This window comes from Parasphaerochaeta coccoides DSM 17374, assembly GCF_000208385.1.
In the GTDB taxonomy this organism is placed as follows: domain Bacteria; phylum Spirochaetota; class Spirochaetia; order Sphaerochaetales; family Sphaerochaetaceae; genus Parasphaerochaeta; species Parasphaerochaeta coccoides.
The window spans coordinates 1,660,240-1,682,155 of record NC_015436.1 but is presented as its reverse complement, the minus strand read 5'-3'; the positions used below and the strand labels follow the sequence as shown (position 1 = coordinate 1,682,155).

23 protein-coding genes are annotated in these 21,916 nt (G+C 53.0%); 12 read left to right on the top strand and 11 right to left on the bottom strand.

The features are described 5' to 3' along the window. Positions 1–16 precede the first annotated feature (16 nt). From SPICO_RS07315 to aroA, 3 genes are read right to left on the bottom strand one after another with little or no spacing between them, the layout of a single operon-like run. The gene (locus tag SPICO_RS07315; protein WP_013740032.1) at positions 17–1,282 is read right to left on the bottom strand and encodes a MalY/PatB family protein; all 1,266 of its coding nucleotides are present in this window, start codon (positions 1,280–1,282) and stop codon (positions 17–19) included. Continuing rightward, entirely contained in the window at positions 1,279–2,322 is a 1,044-nt protein-coding gene (locus tag SPICO_RS07310) for a threonine aldolase family protein (RefSeq protein ID WP_013740031.1), read from the bottom strand. Before SPICO_RS07310 ends, SPICO_RS07315 begins: the two co-directional genes overlap by 4 nt. Continuing rightward, on the bottom strand, positions 2,309–3,610 hold the full coding sequence (gene aroA, locus SPICO_RS07305; protein ID WP_013740030.1) for a 3-phosphoshikimate 1-carboxyvinyltransferase: 1,302 nt from the start codon (positions 3,608–3,610) through the stop codon (positions 2,309–2,311). The genes SPICO_RS07310 and aroA overlap by 14 nt, the downstream gene beginning before the upstream one ends. 332 nt (positions 3,611–3,942) lie before the next feature. Here aroA and SPICO_RS07300 point away from each other — a divergent pair, with 332 nt between their 5' ends. Then, positions 3,943–4,827, top strand: coding sequence for an FKBP-type peptidyl-prolyl cis-trans isomerase (locus SPICO_RS07300; protein WP_052295854.1), 885 nt, complete (start codon positions 3,943–3,945; stop codon positions 4,825–4,827). 9 nt (positions 4,828–4,836) lie between these two features. Here the strand turns inward: SPICO_RS07300 and SPICO_RS07295 are convergent, their stop codons facing one another. After that, positions 4,837–5,544 carry a YjjG family noncanonical pyrimidine nucleotidase gene (locus SPICO_RS07295; RefSeq protein WP_013740028.1) on the bottom strand — a complete coding sequence of 236 codons (708 nt, stop codon included), beginning with the start codon at positions 5,542–5,544 and terminating at the stop codon, positions 4,837–4,839. A 108-nt stretch (positions 5,545–5,652) separates the two neighbouring features. On the opposite strand from SPICO_RS07295, the gene SPICO_RS07290 reads away from it, so the two are divergent. The 10 genes from SPICO_RS07290 to SPICO_RS07245 all read left to right on the top strand — a co-directional run bounded on the left by SPICO_RS07290 (position 5,653) and on the right by SPICO_RS07245 (position 14,850). Then, on the top strand, positions 5,653–6,249 hold the full coding sequence (locus SPICO_RS07290) for a DUF308 domain-containing protein (protein ID WP_013740027.1): 597 nt from the start codon (positions 5,653–5,655) through the stop codon (positions 6,247–6,249). 237 nt (positions 6,250–6,486) lie between these two features. Beyond that, complete coding sequence (hisG, locus tag SPICO_RS07285; RefSeq protein ID WP_013740026.1) at positions 6,487–7,365, top strand: ATP phosphoribosyltransferase; 879 nt, start codon at positions 6,487–6,489, stop codon at positions 7,363–7,365. 3 nt (positions 7,366–7,368) lie between these two features. Next, positions 7,369–8,724, top strand: a complete 1,356-nt coding sequence (gene hisD, locus SPICO_RS07280) for a histidinol dehydrogenase (RefSeq protein WP_013740025.1) — start codon at positions 7,369–7,371, stop codon at positions 8,722–8,724. Next, the gene (gene hisC / locus SPICO_RS07275; RefSeq protein WP_013740024.1) at positions 8,721–9,878 is read left to right on the top strand and encodes a histidinol-phosphate transaminase; all 1,158 of its coding nucleotides are present in this window, start codon (positions 8,721–8,723) and stop codon (positions 9,876–9,878) included. Before hisD ends, hisC begins: the two co-directional genes overlap by 4 nt. Next, on the top strand, positions 9,878–11,038 hold the full coding sequence (hisB, locus tag SPICO_RS10615) for an imidazoleglycerol-phosphate dehydratase HisB (protein WP_013740023.1): 1,161 nt from the start codon (positions 9,878–9,880) through the stop codon (positions 11,036–11,038). Before hisC ends, hisB begins: the two co-directional genes overlap by 1 nt. A gap of 23 nt (positions 11,039–11,061) precedes the next feature. Beyond that, the gene (hisH, locus tag SPICO_RS07265) at positions 11,062–11,673 is read left to right on the top strand and encodes an imidazole glycerol phosphate synthase subunit HisH (RefSeq protein ID WP_013740022.1); all 612 of its coding nucleotides are present in this window, start codon (positions 11,062–11,064) and stop codon (positions 11,671–11,673) included. After that, the gene (locus SPICO_RS07260) at positions 11,664–12,413 is read left to right on the top strand and encodes a 1-(5-phosphoribosyl)-5-[(5-phosphoribosylamino)methylideneamino]imidazole-4-carboxamide isomerase (RefSeq protein ID WP_013740021.1); all 750 of its coding nucleotides are present in this window, start codon (positions 11,664–11,666) and stop codon (positions 12,411–12,413) included. The genes hisH and SPICO_RS07260 overlap by 10 nt, the downstream gene beginning before the upstream one ends. Before the next feature lies 1 nt (position 12,414). Then, a complete protein-coding gene (hisF, locus tag SPICO_RS07255) occupies positions 12,415–13,206 on the top strand; it encodes an imidazole glycerol phosphate synthase subunit HisF (RefSeq protein ID WP_013740020.1) in 792 nt (263 codons plus the stop codon). A gap of 11 nt (positions 13,207–13,217) precedes the next feature. Next, positions 13,218–13,829 (top strand): bifunctional phosphoribosyl-AMP cyclohydrolase/phosphoribosyl-ATP diphosphatase HisIE, encoded by a 612-nt coding sequence (gene hisIE / locus SPICO_RS07250; protein WP_013740019.1) that lies wholly within the window; start codon positions 13,218–13,220, stop codon positions 13,827–13,829. Between the two features lie 7 nt (positions 13,830–13,836). Then, positions 13,837–14,850: a cation diffusion facilitator family transporter gene (locus SPICO_RS07245; RefSeq protein ID WP_052295853.1), complete on the top strand. Its 1,014-nt coding sequence runs from the start codon at positions 13,837–13,839 to the stop codon at positions 14,848–14,850. Here the strand turns inward: SPICO_RS07245 and radC are convergent. Then, positions 14,820–15,506: a RadC family protein gene (radC, locus tag SPICO_RS07240; RefSeq protein ID WP_013740017.1), complete on the bottom strand. Its 687-nt coding sequence runs from the start codon at positions 15,504–15,506 to the stop codon at positions 14,820–14,822. The genes SPICO_RS07245 and radC overlap by 31 nt on opposite strands. Positions 15,507–15,606: 100 nt before the next feature. Between radC and SPICO_RS07235 the strand changes: the two genes are divergently transcribed. Then, positions 15,607–16,089 (top strand): MerR family transcriptional regulator, encoded by a 483-nt coding sequence (locus tag SPICO_RS07235; RefSeq protein WP_013740016.1) that lies wholly within the window; start codon positions 15,607–15,609, stop codon positions 16,087–16,089. Here the strand turns inward: SPICO_RS07235 and SPICO_RS09905 are convergent. The 6 genes from SPICO_RS09905 to SPICO_RS07200 form a co-directional block, all read right to left on the bottom strand. Further along, positions 16,086–16,973, bottom strand: a complete 888-nt coding sequence (locus SPICO_RS09905) for a sugar phosphate isomerase/epimerase family protein (protein ID WP_013740015.1) — start codon at positions 16,971–16,973, stop codon at positions 16,086–16,088. The genes SPICO_RS07235 and SPICO_RS09905 overlap by 4 nt on opposite strands. 2 nt (positions 16,974–16,975) lie before the next feature. Next, a complete protein-coding gene (locus SPICO_RS07225) occupies positions 16,976–18,361 on the bottom strand; it encodes an ABC transporter substrate-binding protein (protein ID WP_013740014.1) in 1,386 nt (461 codons plus the stop codon). Between the two features lie 23 nt (positions 18,362–18,384). Continuing rightward, a complete protein-coding gene (locus tag SPICO_RS07220; protein ID WP_013740013.1) occupies positions 18,385–19,236 on the bottom strand; it encodes a carbohydrate ABC transporter permease in 852 nt (283 codons plus the stop codon). Next, on the bottom strand, positions 19,233–20,156 hold the full coding sequence (locus SPICO_RS07215; RefSeq protein WP_013740012.1) for a carbohydrate ABC transporter permease: 924 nt from the start codon (positions 20,154–20,156) through the stop codon (positions 19,233–19,235). The genes SPICO_RS07220 and SPICO_RS07215 overlap by 4 nt, the downstream gene beginning before the upstream one ends. 334 nt (positions 20,157–20,490) lie before the next feature. Further along, the gene (locus tag SPICO_RS07205; protein ID WP_013740010.1) at positions 20,491–21,171 is read right to left on the bottom strand and encodes a 5'-methylthioadenosine/adenosylhomocysteine nucleosidase; all 681 of its coding nucleotides are present in this window, start codon (positions 21,169–21,171) and stop codon (positions 20,491–20,493) included. 19 nt (positions 21,172–21,190) lie between these two features. Beyond that, positions 21,191–21,667: an S-ribosylhomocysteine lyase gene (locus SPICO_RS07200; RefSeq protein ID WP_013740009.1), complete on the bottom strand. Its 477-nt coding sequence runs from the start codon at positions 21,665–21,667 to the stop codon at positions 21,191–21,193. Positions 21,668–21,916 lie beyond the last annotated feature (249 nt).

Here is a 21,916-nt window from a genome sequence, read left to right as displayed (position 1 = left end):
GCTTCTTCCCAGCGCATCAAAGGTACTTTTGGGCGGCAAGCACTGCGGTGCGCATCCTTTGCAGGGCTTCAGCTATAGTGCTTCGTTGGGTTCCAAAGTTGAAACGCACCATGGCATTGTATGCTTCCCCTCCGAACCAGGTGCCGTCGTTCACCGCCACGGACGCTCTCTGTCCGAAGAAACGGGAAAGAACGCCGCCTGAAGGACTGATGCGTGGGTCATACAGTGCTGGGAATGCTATGGCATCGGCCTGCGCGAGAGGCAGAAGCCCGGTACAGTCCAGGACTCCGACGAATGAGGCATGCGGGGTGATGAACGTGACTCCCGGAATATGTTCTGCTACATAGCGGGTGATGAAGTCCGCGGTTTCCTTGAGGTAGACGACCAGCTCCTTCAGCCATGGTTCCCCGTACTTATACGCTGCTTTGCCCACGGTGAGGGAAAAGAGGGAAAGCTCATGCTCGCACAGCAAGAGTTGGCGGGCGGTGAACTCGTTGCGGAGCGTGATGTCGTTGAAGATGACCATAGAGATGTGTTCCCCGGCAATATTGAATGTCTTGGAGGGAGCCATGCAGGTGACTGCGGCCATGGCGTAGTCACGGGCAATGGTGACGAAAGGGATATGCTTTTCTCCCGGATAGATGAGATCCGCATGGATTTCATCGCTGATCACAGCAACATTGTGGCGGCTCGTGATGTCGGCTATTGCCCGGAGTTCTTGCTCCGTCCATATCTTGCCGTAAGGATTATGAGGGGAACAAAGTATCATCAGCGTAGTGTCCGGACGGGAACATTGTTCTTCAAGAAGGGCAAAATCCATGGTGTAAGAACACTGTTCCTCTGACCATACCAGCGGGAGGTCAATTAAGCACCGACCTGTCAACCGTGTGATGCGGAGGAAGGGCTGGTAGGCAGGTGTCGGGACAATGATTCCCTCTCCGGCATTGGTCATCAATTCAGTTAATGCCGCTATGGAACTCAGCATGCCCCGTGCCGCGACAACATAGGAAGGATTGACTTCCCACCCGTGCCAGCGTCGTGCCCAGTCTACAAAGCTCTTCTCCGTCTCTGTGTTGGTTGGATATCCGTACAGGCCGCTTTTGGCAAGTTTCGTCACTTCATCGCTGATGTTCTTCTCTACCCTGAAATCCATGTCCGCGACCCAGAACGGGTGAGCGTGAGGATTACCGCAGACGGACTGGATTGCCCGCGGACTGAATTTGATGGAATTAGTTTCCGAACGGTCTACAAAACTGTCGAAGTCATAATGTGATTCGCTCATCGTTTCTCCCCGGATGTTTGTTTGCACGGTGGAGCCATGCGCTCCAGCTTCACAATGATATCCTGTACGTCGTCATCGGTGATGTTCAGGTTGGTGACCAACCGTATCTTGCCTCCGTCAATCCCTACACGGATGCCTGCTTCGGCCAGCCATGACACGGCGTCTTCCTCGGACATTCCCGGCACGGTGAAGAAGATGATGTTTGTCTTCACCCCTTCCATGTCAACGTTCGCCCATCCGCTGGCGTGGAGCGTCTGCGCCAGAACGGTGGCATGCTCGTGGTCTTGGGAAAGACGTTTTACATTGTGTTCCAGGGCATATATGCCCGCTGCCGCCAAAATACCGCTCTGACGCATTCCCCCACCGAGTATCTTGCGCACTCTCATGGCAGCCTCGATGAAGGGTAGTGAGCCGCAGAGCAGTGAGCCGACAGGAGCTCCCAGTCCTTTGGAAAGACAGAAGGTCATGGTGTCCACACCGTGGACATAGGCGGAAACCGACATTCCTGTAGCAGTAGCCGCGTTGAATATGCGTGCGCCGTCCATATGGACCGTCATGTTCTTTTTGTGGGCAAAGGCGGCCAGTGCCGTGACGTTCTCCAGGTCATAAGGGTATCCGCCAATGGTGTTCTCAATTTCGAGCATGGCGGTTCGTGCCAGGTCGTAGCTCAGCGGTTTGACCGCATCCTTTATTGCATCCACGGTCAGTATACCCCTGGGAACAGAAATGCCGATGGGCATGGTTCCCGCTATGGCGGATATGGCGCCGACTTCATGCTGGATGATGTGGGATTGGGAGGCAGCCAGGACTTCCGTTCCCCGTCCGGCATTGACATAGAGAGGGATGAGGTTTCCCATTGAACCGGATGTCACGAAAAGAGCCGCTTCAGTGCCCGTAATTTCCGCTGCCATGTCCTGGAGCCGGTTGACCGAGGGGTCCTCATGGTAGACATCGTCTCCAACTTCTGCCTCATACATGGCTTTCCTCATGTTTGGATCAGGCAATGTCACAGTATCGCTGCGCAGGTCATATATCTTCATAGTGTACCTCCTCGGTGGTATATAAGGCGTGGAATGTGGTGAAAAATGAGGGGAAGGTGACTGATACGGCATCAATCCCCTGTATGGTCAGGGGTTGGGAGCATCTCAAGGATGCTATGGCCATGGCCATGATGATGCGATGGTCGTCATGTCCGCTTACAATTCCTCCCCGCAGTGAACTGGATCCGGTGATGGTCAGGCCGTCTTCTTTTTCTTCTATGCAAGCTCCTATGGCTGACAGGTTTTCATACATTACGGCAATGCGGTCAGTTTCCTTGATGCGTGCCTGGGGAACGTTTCCCAAGGTGACTGTTCCGTCAGCGAAGCATGCGGCTACAGCCAGGACGGGCAGGGCGTCAGGCATGGTGTTCAGGTCAAAGCTGCCCGCTCTGAGGCGTCCTGACGCGGGGCCGGTCACTGTCACCGCGCAGGTATTCCATGAAACGGCACATCCCATGGCAGAAAGGATGTCCAGGATATGCTTGTCTCCCTGAGGATCGTTCCTGTCCAGTCCTGTGACGGTGATGGATGTGCCGCTGACGGCGGCGGCGCAGAAAAAGAAGGAAGCGGAGCTGAAGTCGCCGGAGATATAGTGGTCGAACGGGGAAAAGCGTTGTCCTCCGGGAACTTTGAAAAGGTCAAGGCTCCTGGATGCGGTATAGGAAATGTTTTGTCTGTCCAACCAGTCCAAAGTGATGCCAACGTAAGGTTTCTCATATAGTAGCGGAACTTCTATGACTACATCGCCCTCACTTGCTGTGCATGCAATGAGAAGTCCGCTGAGATACTGGCTTGTGGTGCTGATGATTGATGTCGTGCCACCTTTCAGGGGGCCGGTGATGGTGAAGGGCGGGGTGTCCGGTATCCCGGAGTTCCCCGATGGGTCGGTTATGCTTGCTCCCAGGTCAGCCAGACTGCTCAAAAGGGCACCGACGGGACGGGAACGGAGCTGTGAGTCTCCTGTGAAGGTAGTGGGGGTTCCTGCTCGTGCGGCAAGTCCTACTCCAAGGTAGAGGGTCGTGCCGCTGTTCCCGCAGTCAATGAACAAAGGGCCTTCAGATGGTGTTCCCGATGTCAGGATTATCCGGTCGTCATGGTATTCAAGGTGAGCGCCGAACTGTTCGCAGAGCTTCATGCAGGCGCGGGTATCCGCGCTGTACAGAGGGTTGCGTATGATGCTTGTTCCTTCGGCCATGGCTGCTATCAACAGGGCGCGTATCGTCTGACTTTTCGATGACGGTATGTGGGTCGTACCGGATGCTTTCCCGGCTGACAGGGTTATATCCATGGTTGTTACTATATCTTTCACGTGACTGTTGGTCTAGGTAGTATGCTGGTATGCGGAAGTGAGTTTCCTTGGGTAAAATGAATATTGACCTTCAAGGTTTTGGTTTGATTAGTTTTGATTGGTGGTAAAGTGGATAACACGAGGATTCGCAAAGCAAACCAGAGTGGAACGAAGGTGAACCTAAATTTGGATTTTTCTAGACCATGCGGATATTTTGTTATATTCTCGGAAGGGATGGCACCGACAGTGTCGTTCAAAGCTGCCGTTCCTGTGGGGTGGGGACGGACGGTACAGCATGCAGTGTTGATTTATCAAAAAGGAAGATGCGATTGATGAAGAATACGGTTTTTCCCGTAGTGGCTTTTTCCTGTGCTGTGCTTTTTTCTGTACTTACCCTTGGATGTACGCGCCCCACCGGAGGACAGACCTCCATGGCTACGGCACTGACTTCTTTTCCCACAGTCTCCATTTCGGTGAACGCGACCACGGCCTCCGGGGAAACAGCGCTCATTGAACTGCCGCCACTTGTCCTCGATCCTATCAGAAACCTCTTGCGTCCCGAAACATTCGTTGACAGATTCAGCTATGCATACGGATACCTTCTCATGGATACCGCCATGCGCCAGCAAATGGACATCAATCCCATGTATCTTGCCAAAGGGCTCCTTGATGCCGCGGAAACCGGGTCGGGGTACTTCAGCGCGGCGGAAATCCAGACCCTGTTTGCCGAATACAATGACATCCTGCTGGCCAGAGCGCAGATGGAAAATGAAAAGCTGGCACGCGCCAATCTTGCCGAAGCCAATGCTTTCCTTGAGGAAAACAAGAACAAGGAGAATATCCTGACCACCCCTAGCGGACTCCAGTACAGAGTGCTGAAGGAAGGGAGCGGCCAACATCCCGTCCTCCAAGACACGGTGAAGCTCATCTACAACATATCTCTGCTCGACGGGACCCTTGTCGATGCGTCAGGGGATACGGCCATGACCACGTCACTGTCCGACGTTTCGCTGTCCACAGGTTTGCGCGAGGGTCTGATGTTGATGAACACAGGCTCCCGCTATCGCTTTTGGGTACATCCGGACATTGGATACGGCGCCTATGGTTTTTCGACCACCATCGGCCCCAACAAACTCACGGTAATCGATGTGACGATGGAAGGCATAGAAGGTCAGGACGTTTTTCTTGCCGGGCAACCCCCGACAGTGAAAGAATAGATTGTCCTCTTACGAGATGGCAACGCCAGCAACTACCCGGACAATGTCGGAAAGATTGTGTACGTCATAAGTAGGGCGGACATCCGGCGGAAAGTTCAATCCGTACTGGTTGAACCAACATGTATCCAGACCGGCATTGATGCCTCCGGCTATGTCGCTGGAGAGACTGTCCCCGACCATCAAGACATCCTGACGACAATCTTGTGTTCCGGCTATTGTGTGAAGGACTTCAAAGAAACGGACGTCCGGTTTCCTGAAACCCATTTCTCCGCTGATTCCCACTCCTGAGAAATATTTCCGGATGCCAGTGCGTTCCAGACGAGAATGCTGGACTTCGGGGTACCCGTTCGTCGCCAGATAGAGCCGGACGCCCATCCCGTGGAGGGTCTCCAGAAGACTGATCGCCCCAGGAATAAGATGGTCTGATTCCCCTAAATGTTCAAGAAAAAGCCTGCCAGCTTTTTCCGCTGGAGCATCAATCCCCATGTATGTGAAAAACCGAGAGAAGCGTTCTGTCTTCAGAACCTCTATGGAGATAAGCCCCTGTTCATGTTCCTTCCATATAGCGGCGTTCATTGTCTTGTAGATGCTGAATGCCTCGGCAGCCATGCCATCAATGCCAAGGTCGTGCATGCACATGGTGAAAGCCATGACTTCCCCGGCGGGAAAATCAAGGAGCGTATCGTCCGCGTCAATGAATACTATGGGATATTTCATGCCCTGCTCCTGTTGTACTTTACTCATGGCCGGTCATCTGTCATGATGGGGATGGTAATTTTCACATCATACCTATACGTTCTGCCCCATGCAAGGAGGAGGAATGAGATGAGCAAAAAGCGTACAAACTGGCTTCTTGGCCTGATTCTGGGGATAATCATTATTGGCATTGGAATCTTCTTCCTGCTCCAGACTGAAAAGGTCATGAATGCAATTGTCATTCTGGTCGGTGCCTTGGCAGTGATTTCCGGTGTCCGTACCCTCCTGTCTCTTTCCTCCTACCAAGGTAACAAGAGTCCGTACACTTCCGCAATCATCAAATCCATCCTCAATATCATAGTCGGCGTGGTGGCTGTCATCATGACATTTTCCAGGGCCGCTTCCTCATGGTTGGAAATACTCCTGTACGCCCTTGCCGTCGATATGGCTATCTCCGGCCTCATGTCCGTGTGGAATGCCGTGCAGTTCCGGCGGGCGGGTCTTCCTGCGTTACCCTTGATATGGGAAGCTGCGGTATGCCTGCTTGTTTCCGTCCTGCTGTTCCTCTATCCCCATTTCTTTGCACGCTTTGCCGGACTGGTCATAGGTTTGGTCATCATTGTCATCGGCCTGGTCAGGGTTCTTGTCTCCCTGTCCGTGCGTTCTTCACTCCGTGCCACTCAGGAAAACAATGTGACGGAAGGCGATTTTGAGGTTCGTTCCTAGGATTGCGGGAAGGATTGCCGAAAGAAACCTGAAAGGAGGGGGTGCTGTCTTGACATTGTACGATGTCGGCCGGTATTGTTGATTCCATCATGAAGAAAGTACGCAACGCACACCATCATCACCATTTTCCCGGAAGTCGCAGCTGACAGGTGTGTGGTTGTCTTGTCATAGGAACCTCCGCTCTGTCGGAGGTTTTTTTTATATTTTTCCGGTATCACGCCGGTTCAGGGGGGAATCATGGAAGGGACGGAGAGATTGAGGCTGGCTGTCCAGAAAACAGGGAGGTTGAGCGAGAAATCGCTTGAAATCATAGCCGGGTGCGGGATTTCCTTTGGTTCGGACTCCCGCTTGCTCAAAGAGCATGCACGCAATTTTCCCCTTGAGTTCCTTTTTGTTCGGGACGATGATATCCCAGCGTATGTCCGCGATGGTGTCGCTGACATAGGTATAGTGGGACGCAACGAGCTGGATGAACGATGTCCGGATGATTTGGAGATTGTGCGGGATTTAGGATTTGCCCAGTGCCGGCTCTCTGTGGCTGTGCCACGGGATTTCCCCTACGGTGGCCTGCAATGGCTTGCGGGCAAGCGTATTGCCACCAGCTATCCCAACATCCTGGGAAGAATCCTGGAAGAACGCGGGGTCACGGCCAAAATCTGCTATCTTTCCGGTTCGGTGGAGATAGCGCCAGCCGCGGGTATTGCTGATGCCATCTGCGACCTGGTCAGTTCAGGCACGACGCTCCTGATGAACGGCCTGCGTGAAGTTGAGCCTCTCTACAGCTCCACGGCGGTGATGGTTTCCCGCCAAGGCTTCATGAGCGAAGCATCGCCCCGACAGGTTATTCTTGAACGTCTCCTGCTGAGGATTGATTCGGTAATCAGGGCAAAATCTTACAAGTACATCATGTTCAACCTGCCCGCTGACCATGTGACCGCGGTATCAAAGATTGCGGGAGGGATGAAAAGCCCTACGGTCACGCCGCTGCTTGAAGAAGGGTGGGTTTCCGTGCAAATGGTGGTCGCGGAAGACACTTTCTGGGACATCTTTGAGAAACTCAGGGAACTTGGCGCCCAAGGAATCCTTGTCACACCTATTGAGAAACTGACGGAGTAGACTATGGGAAGACTATTCATAAGGCGTGCTTACTATCCGGGATCCGGGGAATGGGAAGCTCTCTGTTCCCGTCCTGAAACATCATATGAGGATGTCCGCATGAGCGTGGACAGAATCATGGACACCGTGCGTTCGCAAGGGGACAGCGCATTATTCACCTATGAGAAAGAATTTGATAAGGCATACTTACAAACATTGGAAATATCTATGGAAGAAAGAGATAGATTCATTGTTGAGACGGGAATCCTTATGAGCGATGACCTAAAGGAAGCGTTAAGCGTCGCCGCAAGGAACATACGTACTTTCCATGAAGCGCAGATGCCATTTCCGCAAAGGGTTGAGACAATGCCGGGCGTGACCTGCTGGCGTAAGTCCGTTCCCCTGGAAAAGGTCGGCATCTACATCCCCGGCGGAACCGCGCCTCTGTTCTCTACCGTCCTGATGCTTGCCGTGCCTGCCTCCATAGCCGGTTGCAAGGAAATCATCCTCTGTACCCCGCCATCTCCAAACGGTACGGTTCATCCGGCCATCCTGTACGCTGCGCGTCTTGCGGGAGTGACACGGATATTCACCGTGGGTGGAGCGCAGGCCATAGCTGCAATGGCATACGGGACGGAATCAGTACCCCGCTGCCATAAGGTTCTGGGACCGGGCAACACATATGTCACCTATGCCAAGCAAAGAGCTTCCATGGACGGAACAGCCATAGACATGCCTGCCGGGCCTTCGGAAGTCATGGTTCTGGCGGACGGAACCGCGCGTCCCGACTTCGTGGCAGTTGACCTGTTGAGCCAAGCTGAGCATGGGTCTGACAGCCAGGCAATCCTGGTCTTGGTTGAACCGGACACAGTGAAAGCTGATGCTTTCCTTGACTACGTGGACACGTGGCTGGAAAGAATGGCGGGAGAGTCAGGACGTTTGGGCTATATTTCATCATCCCTGGGTCATAGCAGGGCAATCGTGGTCAAGAAGATGGCGGAGGCTGTCGGTATTGCCAATCTCTATGCGGCTGAGCATCTCATCATCCAGACGGAAATGCCAGTGGATTATGAAAAGGAAATCACTAACGCGGGCTCAATATTCCTTGGCTCCTGGTCTCCGGAATCCGCCGGTGACTATGCTTCAGGAACCAATCACACCCTGCCTACCGGTGGGTGGGCTCATTCCTACAGTGGAGTAAGCCTGGATACCTTCTACAAGAAGATTACTGTCCAGGAGCTTTCCCGTGAAGGATTGGAAAGACTTGCCCCGACCATAGTCGCCATGGCTGAGGGGGAAGGGTTGCAAGCGCATGCGCAAGCCGTAAGGACGCGGATGAACCTGTTGCGGGAAACTATTCCCCAAGGAGGAAAGACATGAGAATAGATGAACCATGGTTGAAGGAACTGGTCAGGCCGGCCATGCGCGATCTGATCCCATACAGTTCGGCACGCAATGAATTTACAGGTGTCGCCAGAGTCTCCCTTGATGCCAATGAGTCATGGAAAGCCTTGATTGCCGAACCGGGGATAAACAGATACCCCGACCCCTCTGCCCATGAATTAATTCAAAAGTATTCTTCCGTTATCGGAATAAAAGAAGATTGTATAATATCAGGAAGCGGAAGCGATGAACTGATTGATGTCCTTATCAGGGTGCTCTGTGTTTCCGGAAAGGACAGCATCATCACTCTTTCCCCGACCTATGGAGCATATGAAGTCTTTGCCCATATCAATGATGTCACGGTGCAGAAGATTCCACTTGCGGCTGATTTCACCCTGGATTGTGATTTTGCACGTGCTGCCGTGGAAAAATTGTCTTCTGGTGGAACGGAAAATCAGGGGGAGCGGGAAAATCAGGGAGAAAGGATGGAGAAGAAAGGCCGGCCAAAGATACTTTTTCTCTGTTCGCCGAACAATCCTACCGGCAATGCTTTTCCGCCGGGGACGATTGCCGCCCTTGCCGAGGCTTTTGATGGCATCACGGTGGTTGATGAAGCGTATGCTGATTTTTCAACTGTGCCGTCCGCATTGTCCCTTTTGGAGAAGAATCCCCGTCTCGTAGTGATGCGCACTTTATCCAAAGCATGGGCATTGGCGGGAGCCAGGGTGGGTTTCATGATGGGACATCCTTCCTTGATGAAACTTGCCCGCGCTGTGGCATACCCCTATAATCTCGGTTCACCTTCCCAGAAGCTTGCTCTGCGTGCCCTGGATGACAGGGATGGTGTCCATAAAATGGTCACGCAGGTCTTGGAGGAAAGGAAAAGGATGGAAAAGTCATTGCCCTCCTTTTCCTGTATACGTACAGTCTATCCGAGTGATGCGAATTTCCTGCTGGTGAAGACTGATGACGCGGATTCCATGACCGCCTGTCTGAGGAACAAGGGAATCATCATCCGCAACAGGAACAGGGAACAGGGGTGCGCAGGATGCGTCAGGATTACCGTGGGAAGCCGTGAGGAAAATGACGAAGTGCTTGCCGCTTTGAAGGAATATGACCGCATGAAAGCGGATCAGCAGGAGGACATGTAATGGTAAGCACTCCTTATAAAGTAGTTCTATTCCTTGACAGGGATGGAGTTGTTGTAAAAGAAGATCAAGTGGATAGCTACGGTAAGATCATCTGGATTCCTGGAGTGTTCGGTGCGCTGAAAACAATTGCTGACATGACCGACCTGGAATTTGTCATGGTGAGCAACCAAGATGGCGTCGGGACGCCTTCATTTCCCATGAATGATTTTCTCCCGGTACACCGGAGGATTGTCTCGACCCTTGAGGGGGAGGGCATTGTTTTCTCCGCGCAGCATATCGACCTGTCCCTTCCCGCCGATAACTGTACAGGGCGCAAGCCTGGCATAGGCATGCTCTCCGCTTATACAAAGGAAAACGGATACGATATGGAACATTCCCTGGTCATTGGAGACCGTCTGACTGATGTGGTGCTGGCGAAGAACCTTGGGTGCCGCGCAATCCTCTTTGCTCCGTCTGCCATGAGACAAGACGCGGAGAACGCGGGGTTGGGGGAGACTCTGGCACTTGTCAGCAATGACTGGCGTCAAGTGGCTTCGTTCATCACCGGAACCATCACGGGAACCGAAACCATCCGGACTTCCCGTACTGCGGAAGTGAAACGCATGACAGCGGAGACGCGCATTACCCTTTCCCTGAACCTTGACGGCAGAACAGGTGGTCATGTTCATACCGGACTGCCGTTCTTTGATCATATGCTCAGCCAAATCGTCCGCCATAGCGGTTGGGACATGGACATGGATGTACAGGGAGACATAGATGTGGATGAACATCATACAGTCGAGGACACGGCTCTGGTACTTGGTCAGGCTTGTGTTGAAGCATTGGGAGATAAAAGAGGTATTTCCCGGTACGGTTTTGAGATTCTCACTATGGACGAAGTGAGGGCTGATGTAGCGCTTGACTTTTCCGGCAGACCATATTTTGTCTGGGATGCCACTTTTGCCCGCGAATATGTCGGGACTTTTCCAACTGAGCTTGTGGAGCATTTTTTCAAGTCGTTCAGTGACGCGGCGAAATGTAATCTCCATATCTCGGTGACACGGGGAAACACGCATCATCAGATTGAAGCCATCTTTAAAGCCTTTGCCCGTGCCTTGCGCAAAGCTGTCAAACGGTATCCTTGGGATGACCGGCTGCCCAGCACCAAAGGCGTCTTATAGGAAAAGGCGGGGAGGAATATAACATGGTAGGAATCGTGAAATACGGAGCGGGAAACATTACCTCGGTACGGTGCGCGTTGGACAGGCTGGGAGTGACATCAGTAGTAAGTGACGACATGGAGAAGCTATCATCCTGTAGTCATGTTATCTTTCCTGGTGTAGGGGAAGCCTCCACCGCCATGGAGTACCTGAAAAAGGCCGGACTTGATGAAAGTTTGAAGAAAATCACGCGTCCTTTTCTGGGCATCTGTCTGGGGATGCAACTCATGTGCCGGTGGAGCGAGGAAAATTCAACTGACTGTATGGGGATATTTAATTCCGAAGTAGGATTGATACACGGAGATATTAACAATAAAGTACCGCATATGGGCTGGAATTCCATCACCCCCACCGCTGACGACCCCCTATTTGCATCAATTCCATCAGGAGAAATGTTCTACTTTGTCCACAGCTACCGTGTTCCTGTTGAAACGGGAACAATCGCCACATGTCCCTACGCTGGGGTGACGTTTTCCGCTGCCCTGCGCATTGGAAACCATGCCGGTGTACAGTTTCATCCGGAGAAAAGCGGTCCTGCCGGAGCCCAGGTCTTGAAGAATTTTCTTGCCCAGGGAGGTGAAGCCATATGTATCTGATACCTGCCATGGATATACGTGACGGCAGAATCGTCCGTCTGAGCCAGGGAGATTTCTCCCGGCAAGTTTCCTATGATCTTGATCCGCTTTCATTTGCCCTCTCTTGCGAGAGAGCTGGGCTGAAACGTCTCCACATGGTCGATCTTGACGGGGCTGCTGGTGGGGAGCCGAAGAACCTTGCTGTCTTGGAACGGATAGCGGACGCGACATCCCTCCATATTGATTTTGGGGGAGGCATCAAAAATTCCACCAGTCTCCGAGCCGCACTTGCGGCAGGTGCGCGGCAGGTGACGTGTGGAAGCATGGCGGCCTCCGACCGGGCCACGGTCCTGTCATGGCTGGATGAATTTGGAGCGGATGTGCTTATTTTAGGCGCCGACTCCCATGATGGCTATATTGCGACCCATGGATGGAAAAAAGTATCTTCGCTCCCTGTGAGTGACTTTGTCGGAGACTATCTTGACTCTGGCTTTACGACGGTCATTTCAACTGACATATCCCGTGACGGTATGCTTTCCGGTCCTTCCTGTGAGTTGTACGCGAGCCTGTCCGCGGAGGCTGTACGCCGGAACAGGAAGCTCATGCTGATAGCCAGCGGAGGAATAGCTGCCTTGGCCGATATAAGACAACTGGCGGCTTTAGGACTGCATGGTGTCATAGTAGGCAAGGCGCTGTATGAAGGACGTTTCACTCTTGACGAGCTGGGATTGCTCCAGGCTCAGCTGGAAAAGGAGGCATGAGATGCTGGCAAAAAGAATCATTCCCTGTCTGGATGTCCGTGATGGGAGGACAGTCAAGGGCATCAACTTCATCGGCTTGAGGGATGCTGGTGATCCTGTGGAGCTGGGAGCCGCTTACGCGGCATGCGGAGCGGATGAATTGGTATTCCTCGACATCACTGCCACGGTAGAAGGACGTTCGACCTTCAGTGCTTTGGTCGAGAAGATAGCGCGGCGCATTGACATTCCTTTTACTGTAGGTGGAGGCATCAGGACGGATGCCGACGTTGATGTCCTGCTGTCTTCCGGCGCGGATAAGATATCCGTGAACAGTGCCGCAGTGCGTGACCCCGCGTTGCTGGAACGGCTTGCCCGCCGCTATGGTTCCCAATGCGTCGTCTGCGCCGTGGATGCCCGCCGCAGTTCACGGTTCCGCTTGCCGGACGGTGAGGATGGGTGGGAGGTGTATCTTGACGGAGGCCGTACTCCCGCGGGCATGGACGCGCTTTCATGGGTACGTGAAGCCGCCGCGCGAGGAGCCGGGGAAATCCTGCTTACTTCAATGGACAAAGATGGAACCAAGGACGGTTTTGACATTGAACTGACCAGGAAGGTAGCTTCATCCTGTTCCGTGCCGGTGATTGCCAGCGGGGGAGCGGGAAACATGGAACATTTCTTTGAAGTATTTGACAAGGGATGTGCTGACGCCGCGCTTGCCGCATCAATCTTTCATTTTCATGAAGTCGAGATGAATCAGTTGAAGATTTTTCTTCGTGAACATGGTATAGTCGTTCGTATTCCGCAAGGAAAGTAGGAAGGGAAAGAATGATGCCTGTTGATTTTGCCAAAGGGAATGGCTTGGTTCCGGCCATTGTCCAGGATGCCGAGACCCGCAGGGTTCTGATGCTCGGTTACATGAATGAAGAAGCCCTGCGTCTTACTGAAGAAAAAAGACGTGTGACATTCTGGTCACGTTCCCGCGGGAAGCTCTGGACAAAAGGGGAAACCAGCGGAAATTACCTTGAGCTGCGTGAGATACTCCATGACTGTGACAATGATACGCTTCTCATCAAGGCAGTTCCTTCAGGACCAGTATGCCATACCGGAGCGGACACGTGCTTCGATGAGAATAACAAGCCAGAGGACATCATCTCTACCGAATTTCTTTTCTATCTTGAACAGGTGATTCACGACCGCAGGGAACATCCTGTGGAAGGCTCCTATACCAACCACCTGTTCAGCCGCGGCTTGAACCGCATTGCCCAGAAAGTGGGTGAGGAAGCGGTCGAACTGATCATTGAAAGCAAGGATGATAACCGCAACCTGTTCTTGGGCGAGGTCGCCGACCTTATGTATCATCTTTTGGTTCTGCTGGCGGCCAAGAACGTCCAGCTTGCCGATGTCATTGAAGTCCTCAAGGGACGGCATAGCCGCTGAGATTGCCATGAAAAAGAAGGAACGGACAACCCGCCAGATATCAAGCAAGGACGGGGGTTCATCCTCCTTGCCAGCACGGAAAGCCCTGGCCGCGGCATTCATATCCACGTTCGCCAATGCCCTTCTGAGCATCGCCAAATTGGTTGCGGGAATCATGGGAGGATCCGCTGCATTGGTCAGCGACGCAGTCAACTCCCTTGGGGATGTTGCTTCCAGCCTCTTGGTAATCGGCGGCGTCGCCGTGAGCCGGAAACAGGCGGATCGCGAGCATCAATACGGTCATGAGAAGGCGGAAAGCATTGTATCGCTTTTCCTTGCCTTGGCTCTGGTCGGCGGCGGCATATTCATAGGAATCCGTGGCGTAGAGCTTTTGCTCAACCCTGAATCCATTGTCATTCCTACCCTTCTTCCCCTGGCGGTTGCCGCGGGAACCATGGTGAGCAAGGAAGTTCTCTATCGCTATACCAAACGCGTAGCGAAGGCTACCGGCTCGTCCTCCCTGGAGGCCACGGCATGGGATCATCGTTCCGATGTATTCAGTGCGCTTGGTGTATTCGTCGGCATACTTGGCGCCAGACTCGGCATGCCTGTGCTGGAACCTATTGCATCACTTCTCATCTGTCTTCTGATTCTTAAGGCGGGCGTTCATGTCTTGATGGAGTCAATCAATGTCCTTCTTGACGCTTCGGTCGATGAAAAAACACGTGCATCCCTTAAATCTGCCATCAAATCAATCAATGGAGTTCTCGGTATAGATTTGCTCAAGACACGGAGAACCGGCTTCGGCTATTATGTCGAGGTGGAAATCCGCTGTGACAGCGAGCTTTCCCTGCGTGCGGCCCACAACATAGCAGAAGATGTCCACCATTCCATAGAACATCAGTTTCCTTGCGCAAAGCATGTGACTGTCCATGTGAATCCCGCAGGGGAGTCTGTAGACGGGACTTTCCATGCTCCTGATGGCAATGTCCCGCCGCCTGTCGCCGTAAGTCAAAATTCCCCGCCTTCAAGCAGTGAATAGAAACTTTCCTCGGAAAAGATCAGATGGTCGAGTACATTAATGCCCACGACGTCTCCGGCAATTTTGAGGCGATGTGTCACGTCAAGGTCTTCGGGACTGGGAGTCAGATTCCCGGACGGATGATTATGGGCGACGATGACTGCCACCGCCCGGTTCTTCATGGGCAAGGCGAATACTTCCCTGGGATGGACAAGCGTCCTGTTGACCAATCCGATTGATACGACATCCACGCTGATTACCTCATGGGCGCCATTGAGGGCGACGCAGATGAAATGTTCCCGTGTCCTGTCGGCGTAATGCCTGATTAAGGGGTATACATCAGGCGGGGACTGGATGAAGATTCTCCGCTTGGGCGGCTTGCGCCTGCCCAGCTCCCATGCGGCGCAGATTACCGCCGCTTTTGCCTGTCCCATGCCCTTTATGGTCAAAAGCGTCTCCATGGAAGGGTTATCGGTTCTGTCAAGGATTTCAAGCAGGTCATTGGCCAAGGTACATACCGGACGCTTCCTGCTGCCGGAACCCAGGAGAATCATGACCAGCTCCCTGTCGGAAAGGGATGTCGCGCCACGGGTCATCATTTTTTCCCGCGGACGATCCTCGACCGGCATTTCCTTGATGATGGTAGAACTGTCAGCGTGGTTTGATGAGTATTTCATGCTACTATCATAGTCTGTTCCCTGTGTAGTGTTTCAGGGCATGGTTCCCGCGTAGTCCCGGCGCATGATATGAAAACGTATGAACCCTTTGCAGGAAGATATGCTTCATGATACAACAGGAAACATGGAAGATGGTAAATACCGGATAGGAGAGCTGGCGCGGAAAGCCAAGGTCACTGTCCGGACAGTACGCTATTATGAGTCGCTCGGCTTGTTGAAAACACAGGCAAGGACTGGCGGAGGTCAGAGATTCTATACCGATGCGGACTTGGTCTATCTGCGCCGCTTGCTACAATTGAAAGCCCTCGACTTTTCCCTGGAGGACATCGGTCGCATCATCAGGATGGGCGCGGAGGACGTGACAGGGGAGAAGCGGCGGGTTGCCTTGCTCAAGCAGTATAGGGGAAAGTTGAGCGATGCCATGGAGAAGCGTCTTGATCTTGACCGTCGCATCGATGAGCTGGAATGGCATGTCCGTCAGCTTTCCTCGGTTGGCGTAGCCTTTCAGCAATGCCCTGGTTCAGCCTGCGCGGGGTGCGAGTTCTCCGACCGCTGCATGTTCTTCCGTGATGATGAAGATTAAACAAAGGTTGGTTTAGCCGCCAGTTCCATCAAATGATTGCCAGTTGCCAGCGCATAATCAAGGAAAGCTCCCTTGGTCTGCTCTGGCAGATGCCGTGAAAAGAACATGATTTCATAGGTCAGATATCCGTCGTATCCTATCCCGGAGAGTATCGGAAGACATTCCTCCCATGCTATCGTTCCATGGAAGGGCAGGAGGTGCTCATCCTCCGTCCCATTATTGTCCGCCACATGGGTGGCCGTCAGGCGTTTGCCTACGGTACGGAGAAAGGCGGCATGGTCGCGCTTCCCGTGCATGTTGGCATGTCCGAAATCATAGCAGATTCCCACAGGAGCCTTGCCGAACGCATCGGCCAAAGTACAGAGTTCGTCTGCATCATGAATCTCATTTTCCGCGTCCAGGTTCTCAAGGGCAAGCGCCACACCCAGGCCGGAGGCCAGTTCTACGAAAGGAGAGAGCCACGCAACGTTGCGGGAGATGATTTCCCTGCGTGGTCTGTCTGACGGGAGGGGAGCGGGATGGACGACAACATGGGGAATGCCCAAGGAGGCGGATATCCTTATGGCCTTTGCCATCAGGACATCAGATTCCCTGCCCTCATCATCCTTCATTGCAAAGCGGTCTCGTACATAAGGCGCATGGCTCTGCATGTAGACGAAGCCATGCTTCTCGCGCAAGTGCATCAGCCTTTCGAGATACACGGAAGATTCTTCCGTCCTCAGCGTGGATTCTGGGTTCATCATCTCGCAGAAATTCAAATCAAGATTCTTCCACCCATGGGCGGAAAGGACATCCATGAAGGAAATCATCGGGGCATGCCCGCCCGAACGTCGGAAGCTGATGATATTGGTACTGGTCGCCAATCCTTTCATGTACCCTTTCATGCTCACTCCGGATTCGCCCTGTTGAAATCATCCAGATAGGTAGTGATTTCTTTGGACAGAGTGGCAATGGTCGCGTCAATGTCCCGATTGTTCTCAAGGAAGTCGCGGATGCCGTTCTGGAACACATAGTATATCTGGTAGGCGGAGGGAACCCATAGCCCGTACAAGGCGGGATTGCTGTCATGGAGCTGGTCTATCGCCACCTGGAACAGAGGATTCCTGGCAAGGAACTCCTTGGTTTCGGGCAGATCGTAGGTTCCGAGGTTGACGGGGAAATAGCCTGTTTTTTCCAGCCAGATGAACTGTTGCTCCGCGCTGGACGCGAATTTGATGAACTCCCATGCCGCATCAGTCTGGTTCAACCCCCTGTCGAAGGCCATCAACGAACCACCGCCGATGTTCACTCCACCGTCAGAATTTTCCGTGACCCGTGGGAAGTATGCCACGCCAAGCTCGAAACGCCCGTCGATGGTTTGGAGGATTGTGGTCAGGTTGCTGGTCGATGCGACAATCATGGTCACCTTGCCAGCGGCAAATTCTCCGGTCAGTCCGCTGGTCAGATTTGCCAGCCCTCCGGCTTCCCACACCTTACGCCATTGGGTGAGGAATGTCTTCATGGTTCCGTTTTCATCAAAGACGACCTTGGTGGGATTGCCGTCATGACCATTACGCTTGTCGGTCAGGTAGGACACGCCATTTTGTTGGACATGCTGTTGGCCTATCCACGACACCAACTCATAGGTGGTGGGAACATTGGCAAAGCCATGGCGTTCAATGCTGCCGTCCGTTTTGCGGCGGGTCAGCTTGGCCGCATAGTCAGCCATTTCCGACAAGGTACGGGGAGCGCGGTCAAGTCCTGCTTCATCAAAGGCCGTCTTGTTGTAGTACAGCAGGATGGTGGAGTTGTTGAACGGCATGCCGAGAATTGTGTCCTTGTACATCAGAGACTGTAAGGCGGCAGGTTCTATGACGCTTAGGTCAAATCCGTCGCGGGCGGCCAGGTTATTAAGGGGAACAAGCTCACGGGACGCTCGTACATCAATGATGCCTGTGGCGTCAACCTGGGCAATGTCGGGAAGATCATGCGCCCTGCCGCTTTGGAAGACTGCACGCAGCTTTGTGGTGATGTCCGTCGCGGCACCCTGATAGACGGCCTGCACCGTTATGCCTTTTTCCTGACCAATCGTCGCATTGAAGGCCGCGACGAGGTCGTCGGTCGCCTGTCCCCGCAAGCCACTGTTCGAATGCCACCAGGTGACAGTTCGTGATCCGGAGGATACGCGCTCGTGTTCGCGGGAGCCCGCCGCAAAGAGCGTGGCGGTTCCCAGGCAAAGCGCAATGAACAGAAAACTGAACAGAAAACCCATCGTGCGTATCGTCTTTTTCATGATGTCTCTCCTCATAAGGCCCCTCACAGGGTAGTGGTTATATTTCCCAGGATGCCGTCCATGATTCTCTTGCGCAGCAAAGCGAAGATGACAATGGACGGAACCATGATTACGGCAAGGGCGGCAAACAACGGGCCGTAGTCCAGGCTCTCCGAGAACCCAAGCATGGTGATGCCGACCTGAACGGTACGCATGTTCTGGTCGGTGGTGACCAACAGCGGCCAGAGGTATGAGTTCCAGATGGAGATGAAGGACTGGAGGGACAACGTCAGGACGATAGGCATGGAGATGGGCAATACTATCATCCGCAGGTATCCGAAGTCCCCGCAGCCGCTGATCATAGCCACTTCACGGTATTCCCGTGGAATCGTCTTGAAGTACTGGCGGTACATCAGCATGTTCACCGGCGCAAGAATCTGTATGGACAGGATGCCAACCCACGTGTTGGTCCATCCCAGACGCATGACTGTCAGGTAGTTTTCTATCAGAAGCGCATCGGACGGAACCAGCATGGTAGCCAGAATGAAGACGAACAGGAAGTCACGGCCACGGAAGGAAAGCACTGCGGCGGCATACCCGGCCAGGATTGAGATGGCTCCACGGAAAATCGTCCCGATCAAGGCAGTACCCAAGGAATTATACACATAGCGAACCATCAGGGAGTTGCGGAAAACCCGCAGGTAGTTGTCCCATGAGGGACTGCTGGTCCATAGGCGCGGAGGCCACTGGGCAAAGTCACTCATCCGGAACAAGGATGCGGAAATGGTATAAAGTATGGGAAAGACCACAATGATGCCCAGAATGGCAGCGCTTGCTCCCAGTGCTATGTCCTGAGCCTTGCGGTGGCGGCGCACCATGTCATACGTGAATTTCATGAGTAGTACACCCTCCTTTTCTCAAAGGCAAGGATGCCCAGCATCACCATAAGGGTAAAAAGGAAGATGACTACGCTCAAGGTTGAACCCAAGGTGTAGTTGCCGCTGGTGAAACCTTCCAGGTACATCTGGAAAACTACTGTCTGGGTGGATCGGTAGGGGCCGCCTTCGGTCATGATGATTACCGGTCCGGACATCAGCATGGCATTCTTGACACCCGTCATGAAGACGAATATCAAGGTAGGGGATATCAGGGGCAGTTGGATGGAGAGCAAGGCACGCCACCAGGAGCTGCCTTCCATGGCCACCGCCTCAAGATAGGGTCGCGGCACGTTGCGCAAGGCTGTGAGCAAGAGGATGAAATTCAGGCCGACATCAAGCCATACGCCCAGAACCACCAGCGTGGTCATTGCATGGGCAGGATCGTTGAACCAATTGATGTCAGTCCCCAGCGCCCAATTCACGATTCCGATGGTCGGATTGAACAACGCCTTGAAAATCAGGGCGGCACTGGACATCGACACGGCCATGGGGAGGAAAAACAGCAGCTCATTGAAAGAAGAACCCCGACGCCGCCGCTGGCACAGGATGGCCAGGCCGAGGCATACCACCATGTTCACCGGAGTGAAGATCAGGGTGAAGCGTGCCGTATTCTTCAGGCTGGTGAGAAAGCTGGCATTGGCCGCCAACCGCGTATAGTTCTCCAGACCGACGAAACGCACCAGTTCACCTTTGAAATTGACTATATGGAAGCTATTGACCAGCGTCTTGATGAACGGCCAGTAAGAGAAGATCACGGCAAGCGCCACGGCAGGCAGGAAATACAGATAGGGAGACGCTTTTCCCGGTTTTTCCAACTTTCCAGGCTTTCCCCAGTGTTCCTGCCGTCTTGAGATGCTCCTTTTTCCACTAGTTTCCATTACTCGCTTGCTCCTGCGTCCGACTTGTGCATCCATTGGGATGCATCCCATCAGAATCAATGGTACTCAGGCATGACGGATATCTTCAATACAAAATCTGTGAGAAGGATATGAATAAGGAAGAAATACCTGACGCCTGTCACGGGAGGGTAAGGTTTTGAAGGGAAAAGTTCAATCAAGATTCCGCTCATGCATGGAGGCTTTCCCCGAAAGTGACCAGGTGGAATGCTACAGGATCTGGCAAGGGAAGTCATGAAAGAAGGAGCGGGACGATGAGTTACGCATGCCATTTTATGATAACGGATTTTCTTGAAATCCATGGTGAAAGCCTGGTTTACAGCAGGGTTTCCAGGATTTTCAGTACATAATCAGTACAATTGCGCGAGGCTTTTTCAAGATTGGCGCGGAAACTGTCATCAGCATCCTTCCCGGCTTTGTCAGAGACTGATTTCACCGATATCAGCCCAAGTCCGTAATGGGATGCCGTCTGGGCTATAGCGGTTCCTTCCATGTCCAGGACGGTTGCCCGTGGGAAATTCCGGCGGATGGCTTCGATGCGCCTGTCGTCAGTAGAGAACATGTCTCCGGTCACCAGAACGCCCGGCTTCACCGCATAACCCTCATGGGGAAGGTTGAGGAACGGAGTGATATCCGTGGCATATGTTGCCGGCATGCGGGGTATCTGGCCAAGGGCGTAGCCAAAGACCGTAGCATCCGCGTCATGGTACGTGAACTCCTCGATGAGGGATATGTCCCCGACCTCAAGCTCTGGTGACAAAGAACCTACGGATCCCATGTTCAGGATTATCTGCGGAGAGAATTTTTCCAAAGCAATGGATGTTGCCGCCGCAGCGTTCGCCTTGCCAATGCCGCATTGTACCAGCATGATGTCCAGGGTTTCCCATGATGCCTTCTCAAGCCGGAAGACACCTCTCTGCATGAGCGGGCGGGGTGAAAGCCTCTCCCGTAACGGTGATATCTCCTCGAACATGGCGGCGATGATGACAGCTTCCATTCTTCTCTCTCAGTTTTCTTCAGTCTTTGTAAACAAATGAGCAGTCTTCCAGGGCATTCAGGACGGCAAAATAACGCTGGGCATAGTAACGGGCCATGGGTAGATTCTGGTCCTGCCAGTTGCCGCAGTCCCTGGCGGACGCTCCGGGTATCTCTCCCTCATAGGTACTGATGAAGGCATACATGTCCTTGACCAACGCAAGGACTTCCTCGTGGATTACTCCGTCTTTCAGGATTAAGTAGAAACCAGTCCTGCATCCCATGGGACCGAAATAAATCACATCATCCTTATGGTGGGGATGGTTGCGCAGGAACGTAGCTCCCAGATGTTCAATGGTATGTACCTCCGCCGTATTCATCACAGGTTCCTTGTTCGGTGTTGTCATCCTCACATCATAGGTTATAAGCGAGCGTTCTCCCAGATTATCCGTGCGGGAGATGTAGATGCCGGGCTCCAGCACCAGATGGTTGACAGTGAAACTGGGAATCTTTTCCATGGATGGTTCTCCTTGCATGGTTTTCCTTGCTCCTTTGGAGACGTGACACGTTAGGAGAACAGTACGGAGAACGGCTTTCTTTGTCAATTTGACCGGTATTATGGGCTATCACAAGTTCGGAAATAGAAAAATAGGGAGGCAATTTCAAAATAAACGTCACATACGAACAAAATGAATAAATATTCAAAATATTCACTGATACCAGGTAAATATGGAATAGACATACACTATACATGGATATTCATGCAT

Excerpts from the sequence above, each read along its gene's own strand:
- SPICO_RS07315 (WP_013740032.1), bottom strand. The coding sequence starts at position 1,282 with ATGAGCGAATCACATTATGACTTCGACAGTTTTGTAGACCGTTCGGAA.
- SPICO_RS07310 (WP_013740031.1), bottom strand. The coding sequence starts at position 2,322 with ATGAAGATATATGACCTGCGCAGCGATACTGTGACATTGCCTGATCCA.
- aroA (WP_013740030.1), bottom strand. The coding sequence starts at position 3,610 with ATGGATATAACCCTGTCAGCCGGGAAAGCATCCGGTACGACCCACATA.
- SPICO_RS07300 (WP_052295854.1), top strand. The coding sequence starts at position 3,943 with ATGAAGAATACGGTTTTTCCCGTAGTGGCTTTTTCCTGTGCTGTGCTT.
- SPICO_RS07295 (WP_013740028.1), bottom strand. The coding sequence starts at position 5,544 with ATGAAATATCCCATAGTATTCATTGACGCGGACGATACGCTCCTTGAT.
- SPICO_RS07290 (WP_013740027.1), top strand. The coding sequence starts at position 5,653 with ATGAGCAAAAAGCGTACAAACTGGCTTCTTGGCCTGATTCTGGGGATA.
- hisG (WP_013740026.1), top strand. The coding sequence starts at position 6,487 with ATGGAAGGGACGGAGAGATTGAGGCTGGCTGTCCAGAAAACAGGGAGG.
- hisD (WP_013740025.1), top strand. The coding sequence starts at position 7,369 with ATGGGAAGACTATTCATAAGGCGTGCTTACTATCCGGGATCCGGGGAA.
- hisC (WP_013740024.1), top strand. The coding sequence starts at position 8,721 with ATGAGAATAGATGAACCATGGTTGAAGGAACTGGTCAGGCCGGCCATG.
- hisB (WP_013740023.1), top strand. The coding sequence starts at position 9,878 with ATGGTAAGCACTCCTTATAAAGTAGTTCTATTCCTTGACAGGGATGGA.
- hisH (WP_013740022.1), top strand. The coding sequence starts at position 11,062 with ATGGTAGGAATCGTGAAATACGGAGCGGGAAACATTACCTCGGTACGG.
- SPICO_RS07260 (WP_013740021.1), top strand. The coding sequence starts at position 11,664 with ATGTATCTGATACCTGCCATGGATATACGTGACGGCAGAATCGTCCGT.
- hisF (WP_013740020.1), top strand. The coding sequence starts at position 12,415 with ATGCTGGCAAAAAGAATCATTCCCTGTCTGGATGTCCGTGATGGGAGG.
- hisIE (WP_013740019.1), top strand. The coding sequence starts at position 13,218 with ATGATGCCTGTTGATTTTGCCAAAGGGAATGGCTTGGTTCCGGCCATT.
- SPICO_RS07245 (WP_052295853.1), top strand. The coding sequence starts at position 13,837 with ATGAAAAAGAAGGAACGGACAACCCGCCAGATATCAAGCAAGGACGGG.
- radC (WP_013740017.1), bottom strand. The coding sequence starts at position 15,506 with ATGAAATACTCATCAAACCACGCTGACAGTTCTACCATCATCAAGGAA.
- SPICO_RS07235 (WP_013740016.1), top strand. The coding sequence starts at position 15,607 with ATGCTTCATGATACAACAGGAAACATGGAAGATGGTAAATACCGGATA.
- SPICO_RS09905 (WP_013740015.1), bottom strand. The coding sequence starts at position 16,973 with ATGAAAGGGTACATGAAAGGATTGGCGACCAGTACCAATATCATCAGC.
- SPICO_RS07225 (WP_013740014.1), bottom strand. The coding sequence starts at position 18,361 with ATGAAAAAGACGATACGCACGATGGGTTTTCTGTTCAGTTTTCTGTTC.
- SPICO_RS07220 (WP_013740013.1), bottom strand. The coding sequence starts at position 19,236 with ATGAAATTCACGTATGACATGGTGCGCCGCCACCGCAAGGCTCAGGAC.
- SPICO_RS07215 (WP_013740012.1), bottom strand. The coding sequence starts at position 20,156 with ATGGAAACTAGTGGAAAAAGGAGCATCTCAAGACGGCAGGAACACTGG.
- SPICO_RS07205 (WP_013740010.1), bottom strand. The coding sequence starts at position 21,171 with ATGGAAGCTGTCATCATCGCCGCCATGTTCGAGGAGATATCACCGTTA.
- SPICO_RS07200 (WP_013740009.1), bottom strand. The coding sequence starts at position 21,667 with ATGGAAAAGATTCCCAGTTTCACTGTCAACCATCTGGTGCTGGAGCCC.